Origin of the sequence: Curtobacterium sp. BNK-1 (genome assembly GCF_048685235.1) — a bacterium.
Taxonomy (GTDB): domain Bacteria; phylum Pseudomonadota; class Gammaproteobacteria; order Enterobacterales; family Enterobacteriaceae; genus Pantoea; species Pantoea agglomerans.
Genome location: NZ_JBLQTJ010000001.1, coordinates 2,975,653 through 2,996,886, shown reverse-complemented (window position 1 = coordinate 2,996,886; position 21,234 = coordinate 2,975,653). Strand labels below are relative to the sequence as shown.

At 55.7% G+C, this 21,234-nt stretch carries 20 protein-coding genes and 3 tRNA genes; 13 read left to right on the top strand and 10 right to left on the bottom strand.

The genetic code is table 11. The annotated features are described in order from the left end of the window. Nucleotides 1-4: 4 nt before the first annotated feature. Nucleotides 5-1,333: an amino-acid N-acetyltransferase gene (gene argA / locus ACMGGP_RS14165; RefSeq protein ID WP_010248624.1), complete on the bottom strand. Its 1,329-nt coding sequence runs from the start codon at nucleotides 1,331-1,333 to the stop codon at nucleotides 5-7. A gap of 232 nt (nucleotides 1,334-1,565) precedes the next feature. Between argA and amiC the strand changes: the two genes are divergently transcribed. Continuing rightward, complete coding sequence (gene amiC / locus ACMGGP_RS14160; protein ID WP_010248623.1) at nucleotides 1,566-2,810, top strand: N-acetylmuramoyl-L-alanine amidase AmiC; 1,245 nt, start codon at nucleotides 1,566-1,568, stop codon at nucleotides 2,808-2,810. Between the two features lie 110 nt (nucleotides 2,811-2,920). Here the strand turns inward: amiC and ACMGGP_RS14155 are convergent. The 3 genes from ACMGGP_RS14155 to ACMGGP_RS14145 all read right to left on the bottom strand — a co-directional run bounded on the left by ACMGGP_RS14155 (nucleotide 2,921) and on the right by ACMGGP_RS14145 (nucleotide 3,271). After that, nucleotides 2,921-2,997 (bottom strand) — tRNA-Met (locus tag ACMGGP_RS14155). Between the two features lie 54 nt (nucleotides 2,998-3,051). Beyond that, nucleotides 3,052-3,128, bottom strand: a tRNA-Met gene (locus ACMGGP_RS14150). A gap of 66 nt (nucleotides 3,129-3,194) precedes the next feature. Continuing rightward, a tRNA-Met gene (locus tag ACMGGP_RS14145) sits at nucleotides 3,195-3,271 on the bottom strand. 203 nt (nucleotides 3,272-3,474) lie between these two features. On the opposite strand from ACMGGP_RS14145, the gene mltA reads away from it, so the two are divergent. Together mltA and tcdA are read left to right on the top strand one after the other, a co-directional pair. Beyond that, nucleotides 3,475-4,623 carry a murein transglycosylase A gene (gene mltA, locus ACMGGP_RS14140; protein WP_010248620.1) on the top strand — a complete coding sequence of 383 codons (1,149 nt, stop codon included), beginning with the start codon at nucleotides 3,475-3,477 and terminating at the stop codon, nucleotides 4,621-4,623. Between the two features lie 48 nt (nucleotides 4,624-4,671). Then, nucleotides 4,672-5,484, top strand: coding sequence for a tRNA cyclic N6-threonylcarbamoyladenosine(37) synthase TcdA (gene tcdA / locus ACMGGP_RS14135; protein WP_010248618.1), 813 nt, complete (start codon nucleotides 4,672-4,674; stop codon nucleotides 5,482-5,484). Here the strand turns inward: tcdA and csdE are convergent. Both csdE and csdA read right to left on the bottom strand, forming a co-directional pair. Further along, nucleotides 5,463-5,918, bottom strand: coding sequence for a cysteine desulfurase sulfur acceptor subunit CsdE (csdE, locus tag ACMGGP_RS14130; RefSeq protein ID WP_010248617.1), 456 nt, complete (start codon nucleotides 5,916-5,918; stop codon nucleotides 5,463-5,465). The two genes, tcdA and csdE, sit on opposite strands and share 22 nt — an antisense overlap. Before the next feature lie 2 nt (nucleotides 5,919-5,920). Next, nucleotides 5,921-7,129 (bottom strand): cysteine desulfurase CsdA, encoded by a 1,209-nt coding sequence (csdA, locus tag ACMGGP_RS14125; protein WP_498798574.1) that lies wholly within the window; start codon nucleotides 7,127-7,129, stop codon nucleotides 5,921-5,923. 209 nt (nucleotides 7,130-7,338) lie between these two features. Here csdA and ACMGGP_RS14120 point away from each other — a divergent pair, with 209 nt between their 5' ends. The 4 genes from ACMGGP_RS14120 (at nucleotide 7,339) to rlmM (ending at nucleotide 10,353) form a co-directional block, all read left to right on the top strand. After that, nucleotides 7,339-7,563 carry a YgdI/YgdR family lipoprotein gene (locus ACMGGP_RS14120; RefSeq protein ID WP_010248613.1) on the top strand — a complete coding sequence of 75 codons (225 nt, stop codon included), beginning with the start codon at nucleotides 7,339-7,341 and terminating at the stop codon, nucleotides 7,561-7,563. 333 nt (nucleotides 7,564-7,896) lie between these two features. Continuing rightward, a complete protein-coding gene (locus tag ACMGGP_RS14115) occupies nucleotides 7,897-8,814 on the top strand; it encodes a transcriptional regulator GcvA (RefSeq protein WP_003854641.1) in 918 nt (305 codons plus the stop codon). Between the two features lie 50 nt (nucleotides 8,815-8,864). Then, nucleotides 8,865-9,260 carry a DUF423 domain-containing protein gene (locus ACMGGP_RS14110; protein ID WP_010248611.1) on the top strand — a complete coding sequence of 132 codons (396 nt, stop codon included), beginning with the start codon at nucleotides 8,865-8,867 and terminating at the stop codon, nucleotides 9,258-9,260. Further along, nucleotides 9,253-10,353, top strand: coding sequence for a 23S rRNA (cytidine(2498)-2'-O)-methyltransferase RlmM (rlmM, locus tag ACMGGP_RS14105; protein WP_010248609.1), 1,101 nt, complete (start codon nucleotides 9,253-9,255; stop codon nucleotides 10,351-10,353). Before ACMGGP_RS14110 ends, rlmM begins: the two co-directional genes overlap by 8 nt. 24 nt (nucleotides 10,354-10,377) lie before the next feature. Here rlmM and xni read toward each other — a convergent pair whose 3' ends face one another. The 3 genes from xni to queF all read right to left on the bottom strand — a co-directional run bounded on the left by xni (nucleotide 10,378) and on the right by queF (nucleotide 13,547). After that, nucleotides 10,378-11,133, bottom strand: coding sequence for a flap endonuclease Xni (xni, locus tag ACMGGP_RS14100; protein WP_010672145.1), 756 nt, complete (start codon nucleotides 11,131-11,133; stop codon nucleotides 10,378-10,380). Between the two features lie 34 nt (nucleotides 11,134-11,167). Beyond that, nucleotides 11,168-12,532, bottom strand: coding sequence for a nucleotide 5'-monophosphate nucleosidase PpnN (ppnN, locus tag ACMGGP_RS14095; protein WP_010672144.1), 1,365 nt, complete (start codon nucleotides 12,530-12,532; stop codon nucleotides 11,168-11,170). 169 nt (nucleotides 12,533-12,701) lie between these two features. Next, nucleotides 12,702-13,547, bottom strand: a complete 846-nt coding sequence (gene queF / locus ACMGGP_RS14090) for an NADPH-dependent 7-cyano-7-deazaguanine reductase QueF (RefSeq protein WP_061901167.1) — start codon at nucleotides 13,545-13,547, stop codon at nucleotides 12,702-12,704. A gap of 62 nt (nucleotides 13,548-13,609) precedes the next feature. Between queF and syd the strand changes: the two genes are divergently transcribed. From syd to ACMGGP_RS14070, 4 genes are all read left to right on the top strand, one after another. Beyond that, a complete protein-coding gene (gene syd / locus ACMGGP_RS14085) occupies nucleotides 13,610-14,158 on the top strand; it encodes a SecY-interacting protein (protein ID WP_010672142.1) in 549 nt (182 codons plus the stop codon). Nucleotides 14,159-14,745: 587 nt separating this feature from the next. After that, nucleotides 14,746-15,075: a YqcC family protein gene (locus ACMGGP_RS14080; RefSeq protein WP_498798573.1), complete on the top strand. Its 330-nt coding sequence runs from the start codon at nucleotides 14,746-14,748 to the stop codon at nucleotides 15,073-15,075. Continuing rightward, a complete protein-coding gene (truC, locus tag ACMGGP_RS14075) occupies nucleotides 15,075-15,854 on the top strand; it encodes a tRNA pseudouridine(65) synthase TruC (protein WP_498798572.1) in 780 nt (259 codons plus the stop codon). Before ACMGGP_RS14080 ends, truC begins: the two co-directional genes overlap by 1 nt. A 12-nt stretch (nucleotides 15,855-15,866) precedes the next feature. Beyond that, entirely contained in the window at nucleotides 15,867-16,313 is a 447-nt protein-coding gene (locus ACMGGP_RS14070; protein ID WP_010248594.1) for a flavodoxin, read from the top strand. A 78-nt stretch (nucleotides 16,314-16,391) separates the two neighbouring features. Here the strand turns inward: ACMGGP_RS14070 and garD are convergent, their stop codons facing one another. Then, nucleotides 16,392-17,951, bottom strand: coding sequence for a galactarate dehydratase (gene garD / locus ACMGGP_RS14065; RefSeq protein WP_061703060.1), 1,560 nt, complete (start codon nucleotides 17,949-17,951; stop codon nucleotides 16,392-16,394). Nucleotides 17,952-18,525: 574 nt separating this feature from the next. Here garD and ACMGGP_RS14060 point away from each other — a divergent pair. Both ACMGGP_RS14060 and ACMGGP_RS14055 read left to right on the top strand, forming a co-directional pair. Further along, a complete protein-coding gene (locus ACMGGP_RS14060; RefSeq protein WP_010248591.1) occupies nucleotides 18,526-19,887 on the top strand; it encodes an MFS transporter in 1,362 nt (453 codons plus the stop codon). Then, nucleotides 19,884-21,230 (top strand): enolase C-terminal domain-like protein, encoded by a 1,347-nt coding sequence (locus ACMGGP_RS14055; protein WP_187493121.1) that lies wholly within the window; start codon nucleotides 19,884-19,886, stop codon nucleotides 21,228-21,230. The genes ACMGGP_RS14060 and ACMGGP_RS14055 overlap by 4 nt, the downstream gene beginning before the upstream one ends. Nucleotides 21,231-21,234: the final 4 nt, after the last annotated feature.

The window sequence follows — 21,234 nt, the reverse complement described above, 5'->3', positions numbered from 1 at the left end:
TGAATCAGGTGAGATCGGCCATCAACACTTTTGAACGGCGCTGATAGTTATACATCTCTTTTTTACTCTCGGGCAGCGACTCAATATCTACCGGCGTAAAGCCGCGTTCCTGGAACCAGTGGATGCTGCGGGTGGTTAACACAAACAGTTTTTCCAGCCCCATCTGGCGTGCCTGAAGTGCCACGCGCTGCAGCAACATCTCACCGCGTGAAGAGCTGCGATAGTCAGGATGAACCGCCACACAGGCCATTTCGCCAATCTTCTCATCCATAAATGGATAGAGTGCTGCACAGGCGATGGTCAGATTATCGCGCTGAATGATGGTGAACTTATCAATTTCCATTTCCAGCTGCTCGCGCGAGCGACGCACCAGAATACCCTGCTGCTCCAGCGGACGGATCAGTTCGAGGATGCCGCCGATATCATTGATATTGGCGCGACGGATCTGCTCTGCCGACTCCATAACGATCTGGGTACCGATACCGTCGCGTGAGAAGAGCTCCTGCAACAGCGCGCCATCTTCCTGATAACTGATTAAATGGCTGCGGCGTACACCACTGCGGCAGGCTTTCACCGCCCCACGCAGGAAGCGAACGGTCCCGGAAAGATAATCGCCTTCCTTTTCAATCTCATCGATACGGGCCTGCGCATCATTCGGGAAAAGCTCGGAGATGATTTCACCTTCGCTGTTCAGCACGCCCTGCTCAGAGCAGAAGCCGATCATTTTTTCCGCTTTGAGTTTAATCGCCAGCTGGGTAGCCACTTCTTCCGAAGTCAGGTTAAAGCTTTCGCCGGTAACAGAAACCGCAACCGGGCCCATCAGCACAATCGCATCGTTATCCAGCTGACGATGAATGGCCTCTTCATCAATACGACGGATACGGCCGCTGTGACAGTAATCCACGCCATCATCCACGCCCAGCGGCTGTGAAATAATGAAGTTGCCGCTGACCACGTTGATATGCGCGCCCTGCAGCGGCGTGTTGTTGAGACTCATTGAGAGGCGGGCCGTGATATCTAACTGCAGTCGGCCGGCGGCCTGCTTCACTAACTCCAGCGATTGCGCGTCGGTGACCCGGGTAAACTTATGGTAAACCGGCTCCAGCTGCTGCTGAGCCAGGCTGGCATCAATCTGCGGTCGTGCGCCATACACCACGACGAGGCGAATGCCCAGGCTGTGCAGCAGGCCGATATCATTAACGATGCCAGAGAAGTTCTCATGCTCAATCGCTTCGCCACCCAGCATGATGACAAAGGTTTTACCCCGGTGGGCATTGATATAGGGAACGGTATGGCGAAAACCCTGAACCAGTTCGGTACTACGTTCCTTCACGGCCAACCCTCAGTGAATGTTTATTCGTATTTTTTGTATTTTTATGCTTTTACGCCCGGTTTTGCAAGTCTTAATCCTGACGAAAATTTACGTTTTTCTGGGTGTCAAAGCCGCTAACAGCCTGCATTATTTAGGGTTTCCGGGGTGACATCATGCTGCGGATTGGATAAAGTTTTCGCCGCCATTTTAGTAACTGGCGCTTTTTTAGACATTACACAGCAGCTGGAGCGGCATGTCAGACGTTAATTCCCATTTTTCACGCAGACGATTTTTACAGGGGACGGGCGCCTTACTGCTGTTAAGCGTCAGCCGGACAGGGTTGGCGGCGAAGAACCACATTGTGGCGGTGCGTATCTGGCCCTCATCGACCTACTCGCGGATGACGCTGGAGTCCAATGTCGCGCTGAAGTACAAGCAGTTTGCGCTGAGCAATCCCGAACGCCTGGTGATTGATATTCAGGGGCTGCATCTCAATCCGGTTCTGAAAGGGGTAGATAAGCAGGTTCGGGTCGACGATCCCTTTATTAAAAATGCCCGTGTCGGTCAGTTCGACAGCAACACGGTGCGCGTGGTACTGGAATTAAAGCGCAACGTCGCGCCGAAGATCTTTAATCTCTCGCCGGTCGCCGGGATCAATCACCGGCTGGTGGTCGATCTCTATCCGAGCCAGAACCAGGTTGAGGACGATCCTCTGCTGGCCCTGCTGAAAGATTACAACCAGGGCGATCTGGAGAAAGATGAAGGGGTGCAGGCGCCCTTACCCGGCAAAGCGGGGCGCGATCGGCCGATCATTATCATGATCGATCCCGGTCACGGCGGGGAAGATCCGGGCGCGCACGGCAAATATAAGACCCGCGAGAAAGATATTGTGCTGAAGATTGGACGGCGACTCAAAGCGCTGATCGATAAAGAGTCCAATATGAAAGCCTATATGACGCGCAATGAAGATGTCTTTATTCCGCTGCGCGTCAGGGTTGCCAAAGCCCGTAAACAGCGTGCCGACCTCTTTGTGTCGATCCATGCGGATGCCTTTACCAGTCGCGCGGCACGCGGCTCTTCAGTGTTTGCCTTATCAACCAGCGGTGCCACTTCGGCGGCGGCTCGTTTCCTGGCTCAGACTCAGAATGAATCAGACCTGATTGGCGGCGTCAGCAAAAGCGGTGACCGCTATCTCGATCACACCATGTTCGATATGGTGCAGCGTCAGACGATTCATGACAGCCTTAAATTCGGCAAAGAGGTGCTGCATCGCATGGGGCGCATCAACCATCTGCACAAACGCACCGTGGATCAGGCCGGATTTGCGGTGCTGAAAGCCCCTGATATCCCGTCAATTCTGGTCGAGACGGCGTTTATCAGTAATGTGGAGGAGGAGCGCAAGTTGCGAACCACCCGTTACCAGCATCAGGTGGCAGAGGCGATTCTGAACGGCATCAAAGCGTATGTAGAGAGTGGGGCGGCGCTGGCCCATCGGTAAAGGAGTGCGGGTAGCCGGGCTATCCGCGCGCTTTTCAGGGCAGAAAGAGGCTGAAGCGGCTTTTGGGAACGTCAGAAACAAAAAAACACCCTTTCAGGTGTTTAAATGATTGGTTGCGGGGGCCGGATTTGAACCGACGACCTTCGGGTTATGAGCCCGACGAGCTACCAGGCTGCTCCACCCCGCGTCCGTATCATACTTTTTTCACATTGTGACTTCTGTAAAACAACTGCAGAAGTATTGGTTGCGGGGGCCGGATTTGAACCGACGACCTTCGGGTTATGAGCCCGACGAGCTACCAGGCTGCTCCACCCCGCGTCCGTATTGCTTCTATTACTTTTACTTCTCACATTGTGACTTCTGCAAAAACTGCTGCAGAAGTATTGGTTGCGGGGGCCGGATTTGAACCGACGACCTTCGGGTTATGAGCCCGACGAGCTACCAGGCTGCTCCACCCCGCGTCCGTGGAAGCGCACTATACTCTCCGCGCTAATTCATGCAACCCCTTTTTGCAGATAAAAGCCAAATTAACAGCCAGTTGCTGAAGGATTCAACCATCTGGTTAATTATTAAACTGATATGCGTGACGTCTGAGCGGATGCATTTCATTCTGTCGGGGGCTTTGCTATCGTCGCGGGGCGAACAGTTATAAAAAGAGAAGATAATGAAATCACATTGGGTGAAGTATGCACTCACTGGCGCGTTAATAACGCTGCTGGCGGCCTGTAGCTCCAAACCGACCGATCGCGGTCAGCAATATAAAGATGGCAAACTGGAACAACCGCTGGCGCTGGTGAATCAGCCCAATGCCAAAGGCGCACCGGTTAATGGCAGAGACTTTGGCGAGCAGGTTCGTCAGATTCAGTCCGCCTCATCCGCCCTGTATAGCCGTCAGAACGGCACCTATAGTGCGATTGAGAGCTGGCTGATGGCGGGTGCCGATACCCGACAGCTTCGTCAGTATGGGCTTAACGCCTGGCAGATGGAGGGAACGGATAACTACGGTAACGTGCAGTTCACCGGTTACTACACGCCGGTAGTGGAAGCGCGTTATACCCGTCAGGGTGAATTCCAGTATCCCATCTACCGCATGCCACCGCGCAAACGCGGAGAAAAATTACCGAGCCGCGCCTCTATCTATAGTGGCGGACTCGATGACCGCTACATCATCGCCTACAGCAATTCCCTGATTGATAACTTCATGATGGATGTGCAGGGCAGTGGTTATGTCGACTTTGGCGATGGCCGCCCGATGACCTTCTTTGGTTACGCCGGTAAAAATGGCTGGGGTTATCACAGCATTGGCAAAGAGCTGATCGATCGCGGTGAAGTGAAGCGCGAAGATATGTCGATGCAGGCGATTCGTCAGTGGGCGCAGGAGCACTCACCGCAGGAGGTCCGTGCGCTGCTGGAAACCAACCCATCATTTGTCTTCTTTAAGGCTGAGCCGTTTACGCCGGTGCGCGGTGCCAGCGCAGTTCCGCTGGTGGCGAAAGCCTCCGTTGCGTCTGACCGCTCAATTATTCCGGCGGGCACCGTACTGCTGGCTGAAGTGCCGCAGTTAAATGAGAAGGGCAAATTCAACGGCAAATATGAGATGCGCCTGATGGTGGCACTCGACGTGGGTGGCGCGATTAAAGGCCAGCACTTTGATATCTATCAGGGTATCGGCCCCGACGCTGCGCATCTGGCGGGCTTCTATAATCACTACGGACGCGTCTGGGTAATTAAAGCCGCGCCGGGTGCCGGACAACCGCTGTTCTCCAGCCCGCAAAACGGTAATAATGGTTCACTGCTTCTCGGCGCTAACTAACTTCTTCTCTGCGGGCCTTCGGGCCCGCACGACGTAACAGGTTCAACTATGAAAGTGTTAAATGACGCCTGGCATCAGCGCTTTGGCGGCACGGCGCGTCTCTATGGCCAGGATGCGCTGCAACGTTTTGCTGACGCACACTTCTGCGTCATCGGTATTGGCGGTGTCGGATCCTGGGCGGCGGAAGCGCTGGTGCGCACCGGAATTGGTAAAATCACCCTGATTGATATGGATGATGTCTGTATTACCAACACTAACCGGCAGCTTCATGCGCTGCAGGGCAACGTCGGCAAAGCCAAAACAGAAGTGATGGCAGAACGGCTGCGTGCGATTAATCCTGACTGCGAAGTGATCTGCATTGATGACTTTATTACGCCAGAGAACACCGCCGAACTGATGGCAGCCGGTTTCGACTATGTGATCGACGCTATCGACAGCGTGCGACCGAAAGCGGCGCTGATTGCCTGGTGCCGCCGGAATAAGATCCCGCTGATCACCACCGGTGGCGCGGGTGGGCAGATCGATCCGACTCAGATCCAGGTCGCCGATCTGGCGAAAACCATCCAGGATCCGCTGGCAGCGAAGCTGCGCGAACGACTGAAAAGCCTGGGCGTGGTGAAAAACAGCAAGGGCAAACTTGGCATCGACTGCGTATTTTCTACCGAAGCGCTGGTCTATCCGCAGGCTGATGGCAGCGTCTGTGCTTCACGCAGCACAGCGGAGGGGCCGAAGAGAATGGATTGCACATCCGGCTTTGGCGCGGCCACCATGGTAACCGCCACCTTCGGCTTTGTTGCCGTCTCGCATGCGCTGAAGAAGTTTCTGGCGCGTGCTGCCCGTCAGGACGCCGTCAGCGCCTGACGCGCGGCGTGCTCCACTGCGGCGGCCAGCGCCTGCAGGCCGCTGCTGCGGGAGGCACTGAGCTGGGCGCGCAGGCCCAGTTCATCAAACAGTTTTAAGGGATCCATCGCCAGCAGCTGTTGCGGCGTCTGGCCCTCAACGGCGGTCAGCAGCACGGCCAGCAGGCCGCGCACAATACGTCCTTCACTGTCACCATAGAAATGCAGCGTGCCATCTTCACGTAACTGGCTGCCCAGCCAGACCCGATTTTCACAACCGCTCAGTTCAATTTCCGCTGTTTTCAGTTCCCCGGGTAAGGCAGGCAACTGGCGGCTCAGCTGGATCAGCTGACGATAACGATCTTCCCACTGATGAAAGCGGCCAAAGCTCTCTTTCAGGCTGGCAACGGTAATCTCTTCGCCAAACGGGTGCGGCGCTAACGGCGATGAATGCATAATCAAAACTCCGATAACAGCGAGATGGCGCTCTTCATGGCGCGCACCAGCGCATCAACATCCTGCAGATTATTATAGGGTGCAAAAGAGGCCCGCAGCGTGCCGCTGACGCCCAGCGCCGCCAGCAACGGCTGCGCGCAGTGCTGGCCAGCGCGCAGGGCGATTCCCTGCTCAGCCAGCAGCGTCACCAGATCGCTGTGATGCAGGCCAGCGAATTCAAATGCCAGCAGGCTGGCATTTGAACAGCGGAAGCTGCGGAAACCGGGTAATTCCGCCAGCTGCTCTTCCGCTAGCGTCGCAAGATGCTGACTCCAGCGCTCCGCTTCGGGCAGATCGTACTGCGCCAGCCAGCTCAGTGCTGCACTCAGGCCCACCACGCCCGCCACATTCGGGGTGCCAGCCTCAAAACGCCACGGCACCGGCTGCGGCGTAAATCCGTTGAAATCGACATCCGTTATCATTTTACCGCCGCCCTGCCAGGGATCCATCGCCTCCAGCAGTTCCGCTTTGCCATATAACGCGCCAATGCCCATCGGGCCGTAAATCTTATGTCCGGAAAAGGCGTAAAAGTCGATATCCAGCGCCTGTACGTCAGGCGGGCAATGCACCACGCCCTGTGCGCCATCGACCATCACTTTCGCGCCCACGGCGTGAGCGAGCGGTATCGCCTGAGCGAGTGCGGGACATCCGCCGGTGACGTTCGACATCTGTCCGATCGCCAGCAGGCGGGTACGGCTGTTGAGCAGGGCGGGCAGCAGGCTGATATCCGGCAGGCGATCCGCGCCTAACGGCCATTTTACGACGCGGGCACCGCACGCCTGCGCAGCCATCAGCCAGGGCACCAGGTTAGCGTGGTGTTCTGCCTCGCTGACCACAATCTCATCACCAGGCTGTAAGCGCGGACGCAGCCAGCTGTTTGCCACCAGGTTTATCGCTTCGGTGGTGCCGCGCGTCCAGACAATCTCACGATCGCAAGCGGCGTTAAGCCAGCGGGCAACCTGGTTGCGCGCCTGCTCATAGCGATGGGTTAAGGCCTGGGCGGCGGCAAACTGGCTGCGGTGGACTGTACCCGCGCTGAGGCTGTAAAACTGCTGCGTGCTGTCAATGACAGCCTGCGGCTTCAGCGTGGTCGCTGCGCTGTCGAGATAAACGCCTGCGTCGGCGAGTGCGGGAAACTGCTGGCGAAATGCGGTGGGATTGAATGCGGTCATGCCTGGTCCATGATAAGAAAAATTAGGACCACACTGAAAGAATGGTCTGCGTCTGGCAAAGCTGGAAAAGCGCGTTATGCTGAATATTGCAAGGTTTGAACCAAACCCGCATAACGATCGGACGTTTACTAGTCGATCTCACTTATCGGCTGCCTCTGGTTAGCGTAACGCGGGTGGTTTGATGCAATCAATCTACAAGGAGATAGCAGATGAAAAAATTAACCGCAGTACTGGCCGTGTGTACCCTGGCTTTTACCCTGAGTGCCTGTTCAAGCAATTACGTGATGCATACCAATGATGGTCGCACCATTGTGGCTGCCGGCAAGCCTAAAGTCGATAACGATACCGGCATGATCAGCTATAAAGATGCGAATGGCAACGAGCAGCAAATCAACCGCTCTGATGTCAAAGAGATGGTAGAGTCTGGCAACTAAGCAGCAAAAAAAAGCACCGCAATTTGCGGTGCTATTTAAAAATCACTATGGACAGACAGGGTAAATCTACAGGAATTAAGAGTTCGATCCGCAATCGTCGGATCAAAAATTGCAAACACAACATCACGACCACAAGCCAAAAGCTTTCAGAAAATCTGCGAACTCACTCACAAATCTAAAAACTTTTCGTTCCGGCTCAGGAAGTGCGGCAACTATAGGTATTTGCTGGAGGTTCCTCAACGGACAAATTATAATGCCTCGGATTAAAAATTCTAATACGTAAACGCTTTGTATAAGCCAGCGTATTTTTTGCCGATCCGGATACGGAAAACCATGTCGAAACGCCTTCCTCCTCTCAACGCACTGCGTGTTTTTGATGCAGCTGCACGCCATTTAAGCTTTACCAAAGCCGCAGAAGAGCTGTTTGTCACCCAGGCTGCTGTAAGCCATCAGATTAAATCTCTGGAAGATTTTCTGGGGTTAAAGCTATTTCGCCGGAGGAATCGTTCGCTATTGCTGACCGAAGAAGGACAAAGCTACTATCTCGACATCAAAGAGATTTTCTCGGCAATCAACGAAGCGACCCGCAAACTGCAGGCGCGCAGTGCCAAGGGTGCGCTGACCGTTAGTTTACTGCCGAGCTTTGCCATTCAGTGGCTGGTTCCCCGCCTCTCCAGCTTTAATATGGCTTATCCGGGAATCGATGTGCGTATCCAGGCGGTTGACCGCGACGAAGAGAAACTGGCCGACGATGTCGACGTGGCGATTTTTTACGGTCGGGGTAACTGGCCCGGCCTGCGGGTTGAAAAACTTTATGCCGAATATTTGCTGCCGGTCTGTTCACCGTCGCTGATGACCGGGGATAATCCGCTGAAAACGCCGATGGATCTGTCGCGTTTTACTCTGCTGCATGATGCCTCCCGCCGGGATTGGCAATCTTATATCCGGCAACTGGGCCTGCAGCATATCAATGTGCAGCAGGGGCCAATCTTCAGCCACAGCGCCATGGTATTGCAGGCGGCGATTCATGGTCAGGGCGTGGCGCTGGCGAATAACGTCATGGCGCAGAGCGAAATAGAAGCCGGGCGATTAATCTGCCCGTTCAATGATGTATTAGTCAGTAAAAACGCTTTTTATCTGGTTTGTCATGACAGTCAGGCAGAACTGGGTAAAATAGCCGCCTTCCGGCAGTGGATCCTGGAAAAAGCTGCAACCGAACAAGAAAAATTCCGCTTTCGCTATCAACAATAACGTATTGATTTATTTGCATTCAGATGCAAAAGGACTCTGAGGATCGGTTAATGTCCAGTCGTGCCATGTTTGTTTTTTCGGCTATCAGCGGATTTCTGCTGGTGGCTTTTGGCGCATTTGGTGCCCACGTTTTGAGTCAGTCGCTTGGTGCGGCTGAAATGGCCTGGATTCATACCGGGCTGGAATATCAGGCTTATCACACCTTAGCGGTGATGGGGCTGGGTGCTGCGATGTTACGCCGCGCCAATATCTGGTTTTACTGGAGCAGTGCGCTGATGGCGCTCGGCACCGTGCTGTTTAGTGGCAGCCTCTATTGTCTGGCGCTGTCACATCTGAAGTTTTGGGTTTTTATCACCCCCGTGGGCGGGGTCTGTTTCCTCGCCGGTTGGGTATTGATGTTGATTGGCGCGCTGCGTCTTAAACGAAAGGCAGAACGCCATGAATAAAGTTTTACTCTATTGTCGTCCCGGTTTTGAAAAAGAGTGTGCGGCGGAAATCAGCGCCAAAGCGGCTGAACGTGAAATCTACGGCTTTCCACGGGTTAAAGATGACTCTGGCTACGTGCTGTTTGAGTGCTATCAGTTTGAAGATGCCGAGCGGCTGGCACGTGAGTTGCCATTTGACGAGCTGATTTTTGCCCGTCAGATGCTGGTCGTCGGCGAAATGCTGCGTGACCTGCCGCAGGAAGATCGCATTACCCCGATTGTCGGCATGCTGACCGGCGTAGTGGAAAAGGGCGGCGAACTGCGTGTTGAAGTGCCAGACACCAACGAAGCCAAAGAGCTGACTAAGTTCTGCCGCAAGTTCACCGTGCCGCTGCGCTCGGCACTGCGTGAAAGCAAAATCCTGTTGAATTATGAGAGCCCGAAACGCCCGGTCGTGCATGTGTTTTTCATCGCGCCGGGCACCTGCTACGTCGGCTACTCCATCCGGGAAAACAGCTCGCCGTTTTACATGGGTATTCCACGCCTTAAGTTCCCCTCCGATGCGCCAAGCCGTTCCACCCTTAAGCTGGAGGAGGCGTTTCACGTCTTTATCCCTGCGGATGAGTGGGATGAGCGTTTAGCCAGCGGCATGTACGCCGTGGATCTCGGTGCCTGTCCGGGCGGCTGGACTTATCAGCTGGTGCAGCGCAGCATGATGGTATATGCGGTGGACAACGGACCGATGGCACCGAGCCTGATGGATACGGGCCAGGTGATGCACGAGAAAGCGGATGGCTTTAAATTCCGTCCGCCACGCACCAACATCAGCTGGCTGGTGTGTGACATGGTGGAGAAGCCGGTGCGCGTGGCTAACCTGATGACCGACTGGCTGGTCAACGGCTGGTGCCGTGAAGCGATCTTCAACCTTAAGTTGCCCATGAAAAAGCGCTATGAAGAGGTGACGCAGAATCTGGCCATGATGCAGGAACGATTTGATGATAATGGTATTAACGTGCAGATTCGCGCTCGTCAGCTTTACCATGACCGCGAAGAGGTGACCGTACATGTGCGCCGAATCTGGGCGGCTGCCGGTGGTCGTCGCGACGAACGTTAATCGCCGGGCTGAGTGCAAGGGCACTCAGCCGGTATAACGCAGCGTATTCAGATTGCCCTGCAGCACCAGATCCCGCTTCAGGGTTGCGACCTGACGGCTGATCTCTGCCATCTGCCGACCCTCAGCGAGCTTCTCCCGCCATCTGGCTGGCACCTGATCCAGTTGCTGATAGATTCCCTCAAGCGTGTGAAACTCTGTCAGCAGCTGTTTCGCGCTTTTCGGACCGATGCCGGTGATGCCCGGAATTTTACTGCTGCTGATGCCGCACAACCCCCAGTAGTCGGGTAACCGCTGTGGCGCCACACCAAATTCAGCCTCAATAAAAGGCAGATCAAGCCAGCGTTTCTGGAAGTAGTCGCGGATGCGGATCTCGGGTGCCAGCAGCTGACAGTAGCCTTTGTCGGTTGAAACAATGGTGGCCTGATGTCCGGCCTGAGCCATTTTCACCGCCAGCGTCGCCGCTAAATCGTCCGCTTCATCCTCGCCCGCTATCCAGCAGCTTACGCCTGCGGCGCGAAAGGCCTCCTGTAACGCCGGCATCTCTGCCTGTAAATCGTCTGGCATCGGCGGGCGACCGCTTTTGTAATCGGGTAGCAGCTGATGACGCCAGCCCTGATGACGCGCTTCGCCATCAAATACCGCCACCGCATGAGTCGGATGGGCGTGACCCAGTATCTGGCGCAGCGCGGCCAGGCAGCCTTCGACACAGGGTGAGCCCTGTACCGCATGCAGACGGCGAATCAGATTCAACGCGTCAACAATAACAAGATGAAGAGCCATGAGAGTATGGGCAGCCCGGGGGCTGCCTCCTGGTTTATTTGATAATTTCGTAGCAGGGAATGTAGGCGGTGCCTGGCAGTTTCATGCGTTGCTGTGCAACGAATCCCTGAAGCAGCTCATCCATGCGGTGCATGATGTCGGGGTCGCCATGGAGTTTGTAGCGTCCCTTCTCACGGATTTCGCGGATGCCCATCTCTTTGACGTTACCGGCTACGATACCTGAGAAGGCACGGCGCAGGTCAGCAGCCAGCTTTTCGGGTGGCTGATTGGTGTAGAGATTGAGATTCGCCATATTTTCATGGGTTGGCAGGAACGGCACCTGCAGATCGGGTTCAATGCGAATCGACCAGTTAAAGCTGTAAGCATCGCCGGTTTCGCGACGATTCTCTTTTACCTGCGGCATCGCTTTCTTCATCAGACGCGCCACTTCGGCTGCATCGTTGATGATGATCTGATAATGCTTACGCGCCTGTTCGCCCAGGGTGTTAACGATGAAATCATCCAGCACGCGGAAGTAGTCGGCGCTCTCTTCCGGCCCGGTCAGGATCAGCGGTAATACCTGATCGCTGTTCTGCGGATTCATCAGGATGCCCAGCAGATAGAGCAACTCTTCTGCGGTCCCTACGCCGCCCGGGAAAATGATGATGCCATGGGCGATGCGCACAAAAGCTTCCAGACGTTTTTCGATGTCCGGCATGATGATCAACTCATTCACCAGCGGATTCGGCGGTTCTGCCGCAATGATGGAGGGTTCGGTCAGGCCGATAAAGCGGCTGTCACGATAGCGCTGCTGAGCATGGCCTACGGCGGCCCCTTTCATTGGCGCTTCCATCACGCCCGGCCCGCAGCCGGTACAGATGTTCAGTTCACGCAGTCCAAGCTGAGTTCCGACATTGCGGCAATACTGGTACTCAACGGCGTTGATCGAGTGACCGCCCCAGCAGACCACGGTGTTGGGATACTCGCCGATGTGCAGCGCCCGCGCGTTACGCAGAATGGAAAACACGGTGTTGGTGATAGTGGCGGAGTCATTTTCTTCAGCCGCAGTGAACCGACCCGGCATGTTGAGCTGGCCGCTGACAAACAGGATGTCACGCAGCACCGCAAACAGGTTAGCCTGCAGTGAACGGATGATGCGGCCATCCACAAACGCCTCTTCCGGTGGATTGATCAGCTCCAGTTTGACGCCGCGCTCACGGCGCAACACATTGATGTCGAAATTTTCAAAGCGGGAGAGCAGCTCCTGGCTGCTGTCAGTCTGGCTGCCGGAGTTAAGCACGGCAAGAGAGCAGTTGCGAAACAGCTGGTAGAGGTCGCTGCTGGCTGTGCGCTTGAGCATATCGACTTCCAGCTGTGAAAGCAGATCCATCGAGCCAAGAGGGCTGATATGGGTAATCAAATGAACTCCTTTACACCCGCCTGGGTGCGTGTTGGCACTGCAACGGCAGTGACGAAAATCCCTGGTCGGCCACCCGCAGGTAGCCGCCATCACCAGAGTAGCCTTGTCGGCCCGCACAGCTCAAGCGGAACTGCGCTTAGTGCATGCAGCCTGCGAGAAGTCTCGCAAACTACTGACGGACCAGCCGCGAAAAACCGGGCGAGAAGGGCACATTAGTGCGCCATGGATTGATATCCAGTCCGCCACGACGGGTGTAGCGTGCATACACCGTCAGCGCTTCCGGATGGCAGAAACGCATCAGATCATTAAAAATGCGTTCGACACACTGCTCGTGAAATTCGTTGTGCTGGCGGAATGAGACCAGATAGCGCAGCAGCGCTTCACGGTCGATACGCGGGCCTTTATAACGAATCATCACGGAGCCCCAGTCGGGCTGATTGGTAATCAGACAGTTTGACTTGAGCAGGTGGCTGACCAGCGTCTCTTCAACGATTTCGCTGCCCGCAGCATCGGCCAGATAGTCAGCATTGAAGCGGTAATCCTCTATGGCGATATCCTGCTCATCAATACAAACCCCCTCAAAATGGCCGATGGGCTGACCTTCCACTTCATTGAGACGGAACAGCGCGACCCGCGCTTCACCTTCAGCACAGGCACTCAGGTCCCGCTCCAGCGTCTGACGAACCTCGCCCCAGTCGGCAAAGCGGGTCTGGTTGAAACTGTTAAGGTAGAGCTTGAAGCTTTTTGACTCGATAAGGTTGCGGCTCTGCGCATCGAGCACCACTTCGCCAACGGCAACCTGTGGCAGACCTTTGCTGTTGAGCCACGAGAGTTCATACAGGGTCCAGATATCACTGCCGGTAAAGGGCAGACTGTCGGGAAACAGGCCAAGGGGTTCACGATTCAGGCTGCGCGGCACCGCCTGCAGTAAGCTGTTGTCATAATGATCGTGATAGGCTGTGGGTTTGCCCAGCGTCAGGTTGCTGAGTGCCTGATCCTGTTCGTGAGTAGTCATTGCGGTTACCACCAAAATTAATCAAAGTGGCTAAGTGTAACCCATCAGAAGTGAGAATATGAATGATGCAGCAAACTGCCGCCGCGTTGCGCGACTTTACCACCCGATACTGCCAGCACTGGCTTCAGCAGGCCGGGCATGCGCCGGCCAGCAGCGATCTCTTTGGTGTACCTTCGCCCTGTGCCCTGGAGGATCGCGATCAGCGGGTCGTCTGGCAGCCGCAGCCTTTTACTCTGCCACAGACGCTGGATGCGGTTGAGCGGGCGATCGACATCCAGCTCCAGCCGCAGATCACGGCTTTCTATACCACGCAGTTTGCCGGCGATATGCAGGCCAGTTTTGGTGAGAATCAGCTGACACTCTTACAGGTCTGGAGTGAGGATGATTTCCTGCGGTTACAGGAGAATCTGATCGGGCATCTGGTGATGCAGCGCCGCCTTAAACAGTCGCCTACGCTGTTTATCGCCACCACCGAGTCAGAACAGGAGATCATCTCGCTTTCTAATCTCAGCGGCGAAGTGATTCTGGAGCAGCCCGGCGGTAAACAGCGTGTGAAATTAGCGGAAACGCTTGAGATATTTCTTAAGTCATTACAACCGGTTATCATCTGAGTTGCAGTGATTTGCCTCTGACCTTGTGAGACATCTCTTACATGTGCTGTGAGAGATCGCTATATAACAGGTGAGACTTCCGGAAGGCTGAGATGTAAAAATATTGTGAATCATCAACTTAATGGCGTTTATCTGAATTTACGCCGCACATTTCGTAAAGTTCTGCTGTGAGTACCTTGTGCGCGTAACGAGTTCTGTCAAAATGTTTCGCACTGCAGGAGGCTCAGGAAAAAGATATCGTCAGGATGATGATAAGCCATGAGGCAGGAACGTAACGGAGCTTACGGCACACGGAAGGTTTCAGGACGAAACAGGATCGCTCAGGATTGAGCAAGGGACACCTCCAGGATGGAGAATGAGAACCCCCTCAGAAGAGGTGGTGGGCCAGGATGCTAAGGATACATCAGGACGATGCGCGACAGGAGTTCGCACTGGACAAGTTGTCATGGAAGAGCAGGGAGCATTAACGTGGCGGGATGGCTGCAAACGAACCGGGAGCACTGTTTATACAGTGCTCCCTTTTTTTGTGCCTGTGCCAACAAGTGATATGCTTGCCGCCCATTTTTGACTGCTCGCGGAGGTGGCGCATGGCGCATGAACAATTGATTACGCAACGGCTGGAACAACTGGAAGCGGTGATGCGTGAGCATCATCTCTGGCAGAGTACCCCGCCGGCCGAGGGGGCGCTCGAGAGCCGCGAACCCTTTTGCCTGGATACGCTGGAGCCGCTGCAGTGGCTCCAGTGGGTGTTAGTCCCGCGGATGCATGCCCTGATTGCGGCCCGACATCCGTTACCACAAAATTTTGCCGTGGCTCCCTATTATGAGGTGGCTCTGGTGCCTGACCAGCCGGGTATTGCGCCGCTGTTGCTGATCCTGCGTCAACTTGATGCGTTAATCACGGATGCTGCCCACTGATGCTGGAGATACTCTATCAGGATGAGTGGCTGGTTGCCGTCAACAAGCCCAGCGGCTGGCTGGTTCATCGCAGCTGGCTGGATCGCCATGAAACGGTGTTTGTGATGCAGACCGTTCGTGATCAGATTGGACAGCATGTGTTTACGGCGCATCGTCTCGACAAGCCCACGTCAGGGGTACTGCTGATGGGGCTCTCCAGTGAAGTCGGACGTCTGCTTTCCCTGCAGTTTGAACAGCACCAGATGCAGAAAACCTACCACGCTGTGGTTCGCGGCTGGCTGGAGAGCAGCGGGACGCTCGATTATCCGCTGGTGGAAGAGCTGGATAAAATTGCCGATAAACACGCCACGGAAGCGCGCACCGCACAGCCCGCGGTCACCGATTATCAGTCACTGGCAACGGTCGAGATGCCGGTCGGCATTGGCCGTTATCCCACTTCGCGTTATAGCCTGGTTGAACTGGCTCCTAAAACCGGTCGCAAGCATCAGCTGCGTCGTCATATGTCACATCTGCGTCATCCGATTATTGGCGATTCGGCGCACGGCGATCTGCGTCAGAACCGGGGTGCTGCCGAACATTTTGGCGCTAACCGCCTGATGCTGCACGCCAGCAGCCTGGCATTAACTCATCCGGTAACCGGTGAACCGTTGCTGCTTCGCGCCGGACTGGAAGGCGTCTGGCAGAACCTGATGAACCAGTTTGGCTGGCAGGATCGCATTCCTGAGGTGCCGCGGGTTGAGTTTGACGCAGCGCCAGGACAGGATAACGTTTCAGAATAAGGGAGAAAGCAGATGGCAAAGATTGGCATTTTTGTAGGTACGGTATATGGCAATGCGCTACTGGTCGCGGAAGAAGCAGAGCCCATTCTGCAGCAGCAGGGGCACAGCGTAACGGTGTTTGACGATCCGACGCTGGCTGACTGGCAAAACTATGCCAGCGACGTGGCGTTAATTGTCACTTCTACTACCGGGCATGGCGATTTTCCCGACACGATTTCAGGTCTGTTCCATGCGATTAAAGATCAGCTCGGTCATCAGCCCGCGCTGCGCTATGGCGTGATTGCGCTGGGTGACAGCAGCTATGACCATTTCTGTGGCGCGGGTAAAACCTTTGACGCGCTGCTGCAGGAGCAGGGCGCTCAGCGGGTTGGTGAGGTGTTACTGGTTGATGCCACTGAAAATCCGGAACCGGAGGCGGTTACCTCGCCGTGGGTTGAAGCCTGGGGCGCGCAGCTCTGATTGCAAGGCCAGGCTTATCTCTGCCTTAACAGAGATAAGCCTGTAGTGTGCGCACGGCGATATCCGTTGAGTGCACTGTCAGGTGACAGGCGCCGGGTTAAACACCGCCAGCTGATTACGAATGCCCCAGCGATCGGACCAGGTCTGCTTCCTGCCACTGGCGATATCCAGAATCAATTCAAACAGTCGCCAGCCCACCTGCTCAATACTCTCTTCACCGGTAGCAATCGTCCCGGCATTGATGTCCATCAGATCGTGCCAGCGCTCTGCCAGCGCATTACGCGTCGCCATCTTGATCACCGGAATCGCGGCCAGACCGTAAGGCGTACCGCGACCAGTAGTAAACACCTGCAGGGTGATACCGGATGCCAGCTGCTGTGTACCGCAGACAAAATCGCTGGCGGGCGTGGCCGCGTAGATCAATCCGCGTCGCGTGGGCCGCTGGCCGGGCGAGAGCACTTCAACAATGGCGCTGCGTCCCGATTTTGCGATCGAGCCAAGCGCTTTTTCCACCACGTTCGCCAGCCCGCCTTTCTTATTGCCCGGCGACGGGTTAGCGCTGCGATCGGTCTGGCCCTGGTCGAGGTAATTATCATACCAGGCCATCTCCTCCAGTAAGCGCTTACCGACTTCCTGATTAATCACCCGCGGCGTCAGCAGGTGAATCGCATCACGCACTTCAGTGACTTCGGAGAACATCACGGTGGCACCGCAACGCACCAGCAGATCAGAGGCAAAGCCCACTGCAGGATTTGCCGTCACGCCCGAAAACGCATCGCTGCCACCACACTGCATGCCGACAATCAGTTCTGCTGCAGAGCAGGTTTCGCGCTGGCGCTGATTCAGCCGCTGGAGATGACGCTCCGCCACCTGCAGAATCTCATTGACCATCGCGCCAAAGCCCACCAGCTTTTCATCCTGCAGACGCACGATGTCATGTTCGTCCAGCGAAATCGCCTGCACGTCGGGGGTGCCAGTCAGCAGACGCTCTGGCTGTAACTTTTCACAGCCGAGGCTGACGATCATCACTTCGCCGCCGAAATTCGCATTCAGCGCCAGGTTATGAATGGTGCGAATCGGCACGACCGCCGCCGGTGCGTTGATCGCCACACCACAGCCATAAAGGTGGTTCAGGGCAACCACACCATCCACGTTCGGATAGCGCGGCAGTAAATCCCGTTCAATGATCTGTACGACATGATCCACCACACCGGCCACGCAGTGGACGCTGGTGGTGATGCCGAGCAGGTTACGCGTGCCTACGCTGCCATCCGCATTGCGGTAACCTTCAAAGGTATAGCCCTCCAGCGGCGGCAAATCAGGTGGAACCTGAGTAGCTAACGGCAGACTCTCCAGCGGAGGGGCTTCCGGCAGCGCGACCAGTGACTCATCAATCCAGCTGCCCTGGGCAATATCCCGCAATGCATAGCCAATGACTTCGCCATAACGCACGATCTCTGCACCCTGATTAATCGCGCTCAGCGCCACTTTGTGGCCCTGCGGCACATGCTCTGTGAGGGTCAGGCCATCCGCAAACTGCGTACCGGCTGGCAGACCGAGGCTGTTAACCACAATCGCCACATTGTCGTGCTCATGGACTTTGATATAGAGCGGTTGTTCATCTGTTTTTGGGTTCATCGCTCACCTTCCCGTCTGTCGTACCGTACTTGTGCGGCACGCTGTAATGATCTGACCTGTCACGCCCTTGTTTGCCAGCTTCAGTATAGGGAGGCGGGGCGGGTCGCGCATTGTGCAAATGACCACCATTAAGGCAATTCGTCTCGCTGTTTTGGGTCGATTATCCAAAAGCAAGTGAAGACCCTCACAAACAGCGGGGGAAAGCGTTATCCGGGGCGGATTTTGCACGGGTATTTGCCACTTTCGTGAGCTATACCGCAGGCTTTTGTGCATCCGCAAGACAATCACTTCAATAAGGCGATTATTCCAGGGCGATGCGCCAATGTGATCGCCTCAGGCTGTTCTTATACTGAGTTCCGTTAGCCAAAGTCAGGTTATCTGTCACGACGTATTATTCATCCGAAAGAGGTTGCCTGGAGTTATTAACCGCCGCGGCTGCCAGACACCGGATGGATAAATAAAGTTTGCCAAAACAAAAAGATCGCCGTGTTTAACCCAACTTCTCTCTGATACCCAACGCGATGTGTATGCAGTCAGAGCGAATGTAGCTCACGCTATATTTCAGGAGTGCATCATGAATAGTTTCAGCCAGACCGCGGAAACGGTGCAGAAACGCACCAATGCCCGTTACTGGATTGTGGTGATGTTATTTATCGTCACCTCATTCAACTACGGTGACCGCGCAACGATTTCGATTGCCGGTTCGGCGATGTCAAAAGATATTGGCCTCGATTCGGTCGGACTCGGCTATATCTTCTCAGCCTTCTCATGGGCGTATGTTATTGGTCAGATTCCGGGCGGCTGGCTGCTTGACCGCTTCGGCTCAAAACGCGTCTATTTCTGGAGCATCTTTACCTGGTCGCTCTTTACCTTTTTGCAAGGGTTCGTCGATCTGTTCAGCGGCTTCGGCATCATCATGTCGCTGTTTATTCTGCGCTTCCTGGTGGGACTGGCCGAAGCGCCCTCTTTCCCTGGCAACAGCCGCATCGTCGCGGCCTGGTTTCCGGCGCAGGAGCGCGGCACGGCCGTGGCGATCTTCAACTCGGCCCAATACTTCGCCACCGTTATCTTCGCGCCCATCATGGGCTGGCTGGTCTCTTCCGTGGGCTGGGCGCACGTGTTCTGGTTTATGGGCGGCCTGGGCATCATCCTCAGCTTCATCTGGCTGAAAGTGATCCACGATCCCACCGATCACCCTGGCGTGAATAAAGCCGAACTGGAGTACATGGAGCAGGGCGGTGCGCTGATCAACATGGATGTCAAAAAGGATAGCCGCAAAGTGAGCTGGAGCGAGAAGTGGTTCCAGATCAAACAGCTGCTGACGTCACGCATGATGCTGGGTATCTACCTCGGTCAGTACTGCGTTAACGCCTTAACCTACTTTTTTATCACCTGGTTCCCGGTCTATCTGGTACAGGCGCGCGGCATGTCGATTCTCAAAGCGGGCTTTATTGCCTCGATTCCGGCGGTGTGCGGCTTCCTCGGCGGCGTACTGGGTGGGGTGATCTCCGACTGGCTGATGCGTAAAACCGGCTCGCTGAATATCGCGCGTAAAACACCGATCGTGCTCGGCATGCTGCTCTCTATTTCGATGGTGATGTGTAACTACACCGATACCGAATGGGTGGTGGTGTTCTTCATGGCACTGGCGTTCTTTGGTAAAGGCATCGGTGCGCTGGGCTGGGCGGTGATGGCAGATACCGCGCCGAAAGAGATCAGTGGCCTGAGCGGCGGTCTGTTCAACATGTTCGGTAACTTCTCTGGCATCGTGACGCCTATCGCCATCGGTTACATCATCGCCACCAGCGGCTCCTTTGAAGGCGCGCTGATCTATGTCGGTATTCACGCCTTTGTCGCCGCATTCAGCTTCCTGGTGATCGCGGGCGATATCAAACGTGTCGAACTGAAAACCTGGCCCGGTAAGGATGCATTATGAATACGCAAAGTTCGCCGGTGATTACTGAGATGCAGGTTATCCCGGTCGCCGGCTATGACAGCATGCTGCTCAATATTGGCGGTGCGCACAACGCCTGTTTTACCCGCAATATTGTGGTTCTCACCGACAGCGCCGGTCACACCGGCGTCGGTGAAGCCCCCGGCGGCGACACCATCTATCAGACGCTGGTAGAGGCGATTCCGCAGGTGAAAGGCCAGCAGATTGCGCGAATGAACCGTCTGGTGCAGCAGGTGCACAAAGGCAATCAGTCGGCTGACTTCACCACCTTCGGCAACGGTGCCTGGACTTTTGAGTTGCGGGTCAACGCGGTAGCGGCGCTGGAAGCGGCGCTGCTCGATCTGCTGGGACAGTGTCTGGGCGTACCGGTGGCTGAACTGCTGGGGCCAGGTAAACAGCGTGATGAAGTGACGGTGCTGGGCTATCTGTTCTATCTCGGCGACCGCCGCAAGACCGATCTGCCCTATCTGAGTGGTGAGCAGGCCAGCCACGACTGGTATCACCTGCGTCATCAGGAAGCGCTGACCAGCGATGCCGTGGTGCGGCTGGCTGAGGCGGCGCAGGATAAATATGGCTTCAAAGATTTTAAGCTCAAAGGCGGCGTGTTGCCGGGCGAGCAGGAGATTGCCACCGCGGCGGCGCTGAAGCAGCGCTTTCCCGACGCCCGCATTACGGTCGACCCGAACGGCGCCTGGCTGCTGGACGAGGCGATAGCGCTGTGTAAAGGGATGCAGGATGTGCTGAGCTACGCCGAAGATCCGTGCGGCGCGGAGCAGGGCTATTCGGGACGTGAAGTGATGGCCGAGTTCCGGCGCGCAACCGGCTTACCGGTGGCCACCAATATGATCGCCACCAACTGGCGAGAGATGAATCACGCGGTGATGCTCAATGCGGTCGATATTCCGCTGGCGGATCCTCACTTCTGGACGCTGAGCGGCGCCGTGCGGGTCGCGCAGCTCTGCGATGAGTGGGGCCTCACCTGGGGCTGCCACTCCAATAACCACTTCGATATTTCGCTGGCGATGTTCACCCATGTGGGTGCGGCGGCGCCAGGTAATCCTACCGCGATTGATACCCACTGGATCTGGCAGGAGGGCGATCAGCGCCTGACGAAAAATCCGCTGCAAATCCGCAACGGGAAAATTGCCGTACCGGATGCGCCGGGTCTGGGCATTGAGCTCGACTGGGAGCAGGTAAACAAAGCCAATCAGCTTTATCAGTCACTGCCCGCCGGTGCGCGTAACGACGCTACGGCGATGCAATATCTGGTCCCCGGCTGGACATTTGATCGCAAACGCCCGGCATTTGGCCGTGCAACAGCATAAGGAG

What these genes read in the sequence shown, in the direction of transcription:
- mltA (WP_010248620.1), top strand. Translation starts at nt 3,475, where the DNA reads ATGAAATCACATTGGGTGAAGTATGCACTCACTGGCGCGTTAATAACG.
- xni (WP_010672145.1), bottom strand. Translation starts at nt 11,133, where the DNA reads ATGGCTCTTCATCTTGTTATTGTTGACGCGTTGAATCTGATTCGCCGT.
- tcdA (WP_010248618.1), top strand. Translation starts at nt 4,672, where the DNA reads ATGAAAGTGTTAAATGACGCCTGGCATCAGCGCTTTGGCGGCACGGCG.
- ACMGGP_RS14055 (WP_187493121.1), top strand. Translation starts at nt 19,884, where the DNA reads ATGAATACGCAAAGTTCGCCGGTGATTACTGAGATGCAGGTTATCCCG.
- csdA (WP_498798574.1), bottom strand. Translation starts at nt 7,129, where the DNA reads ATGACCGCATTCAATCCCACCGCATTTCGCCAGCAGTTTCCCGCACTC.
- ACMGGP_RS14080 (WP_498798573.1), top strand. Translation starts at nt 14,746, where the DNA reads ATGGCGCATGAACAATTGATTACGCAACGGCTGGAACAACTGGAAGCG.
- syd (WP_010672142.1), top strand. Translation starts at nt 13,610, where the DNA reads ATGATGCAGCAAACTGCCGCCGCGTTGCGCGACTTTACCACCCGATAC.
- ACMGGP_RS14070 (WP_010248594.1), top strand. Translation starts at nt 15,867, where the DNA reads ATGGCAAAGATTGGCATTTTTGTAGGTACGGTATATGGCAATGCGCTA.
- ACMGGP_RS14110 (WP_010248611.1), top strand. Translation starts at nt 8,865, where the DNA reads ATGTCCAGTCGTGCCATGTTTGTTTTTTCGGCTATCAGCGGATTTCTG.
- amiC (WP_010248623.1), top strand. Translation starts at nt 1,566, where the DNA reads ATGTCAGACGTTAATTCCCATTTTTCACGCAGACGATTTTTACAGGGG.
- garD (WP_061703060.1), bottom strand. Translation starts at nt 17,951, where the DNA reads ATGAACCCAAAAACAGATGAACAACCGCTCTATATCAAAGTCCATGAG.
- rlmM (WP_010248609.1), top strand. Translation starts at nt 9,253, where the DNA reads ATGAATAAAGTTTTACTCTATTGTCGTCCCGGTTTTGAAAAAGAGTGT.
- ACMGGP_RS14115 (WP_003854641.1), top strand. Translation starts at nt 7,897, where the DNA reads ATGTCGAAACGCCTTCCTCCTCTCAACGCACTGCGTGTTTTTGATGCA.
- csdE (WP_010248617.1), bottom strand. Translation starts at nt 5,918, where the DNA reads ATGCATTCATCGCCGTTAGCGCCGCACCCGTTTGGCGAAGAGATTACC.
- ACMGGP_RS14120 (WP_010248613.1), top strand. Translation starts at nt 7,339, where the DNA reads ATGAAAAAATTAACCGCAGTACTGGCCGTGTGTACCCTGGCTTTTACC.
- truC (WP_498798572.1), top strand. Translation starts at nt 15,075, where the DNA reads ATGCTGGAGATACTCTATCAGGATGAGTGGCTGGTTGCCGTCAACAAG.
- ACMGGP_RS14060 (WP_010248591.1), top strand. Translation starts at nt 18,526, where the DNA reads ATGAATAGTTTCAGCCAGACCGCGGAAACGGTGCAGAAACGCACCAAT.
- queF (WP_061901167.1), bottom strand. Translation starts at nt 13,547, where the DNA reads ATGACTACTCACGAACAGGATCAGGCACTCAGCAACCTGACGCTGGGC.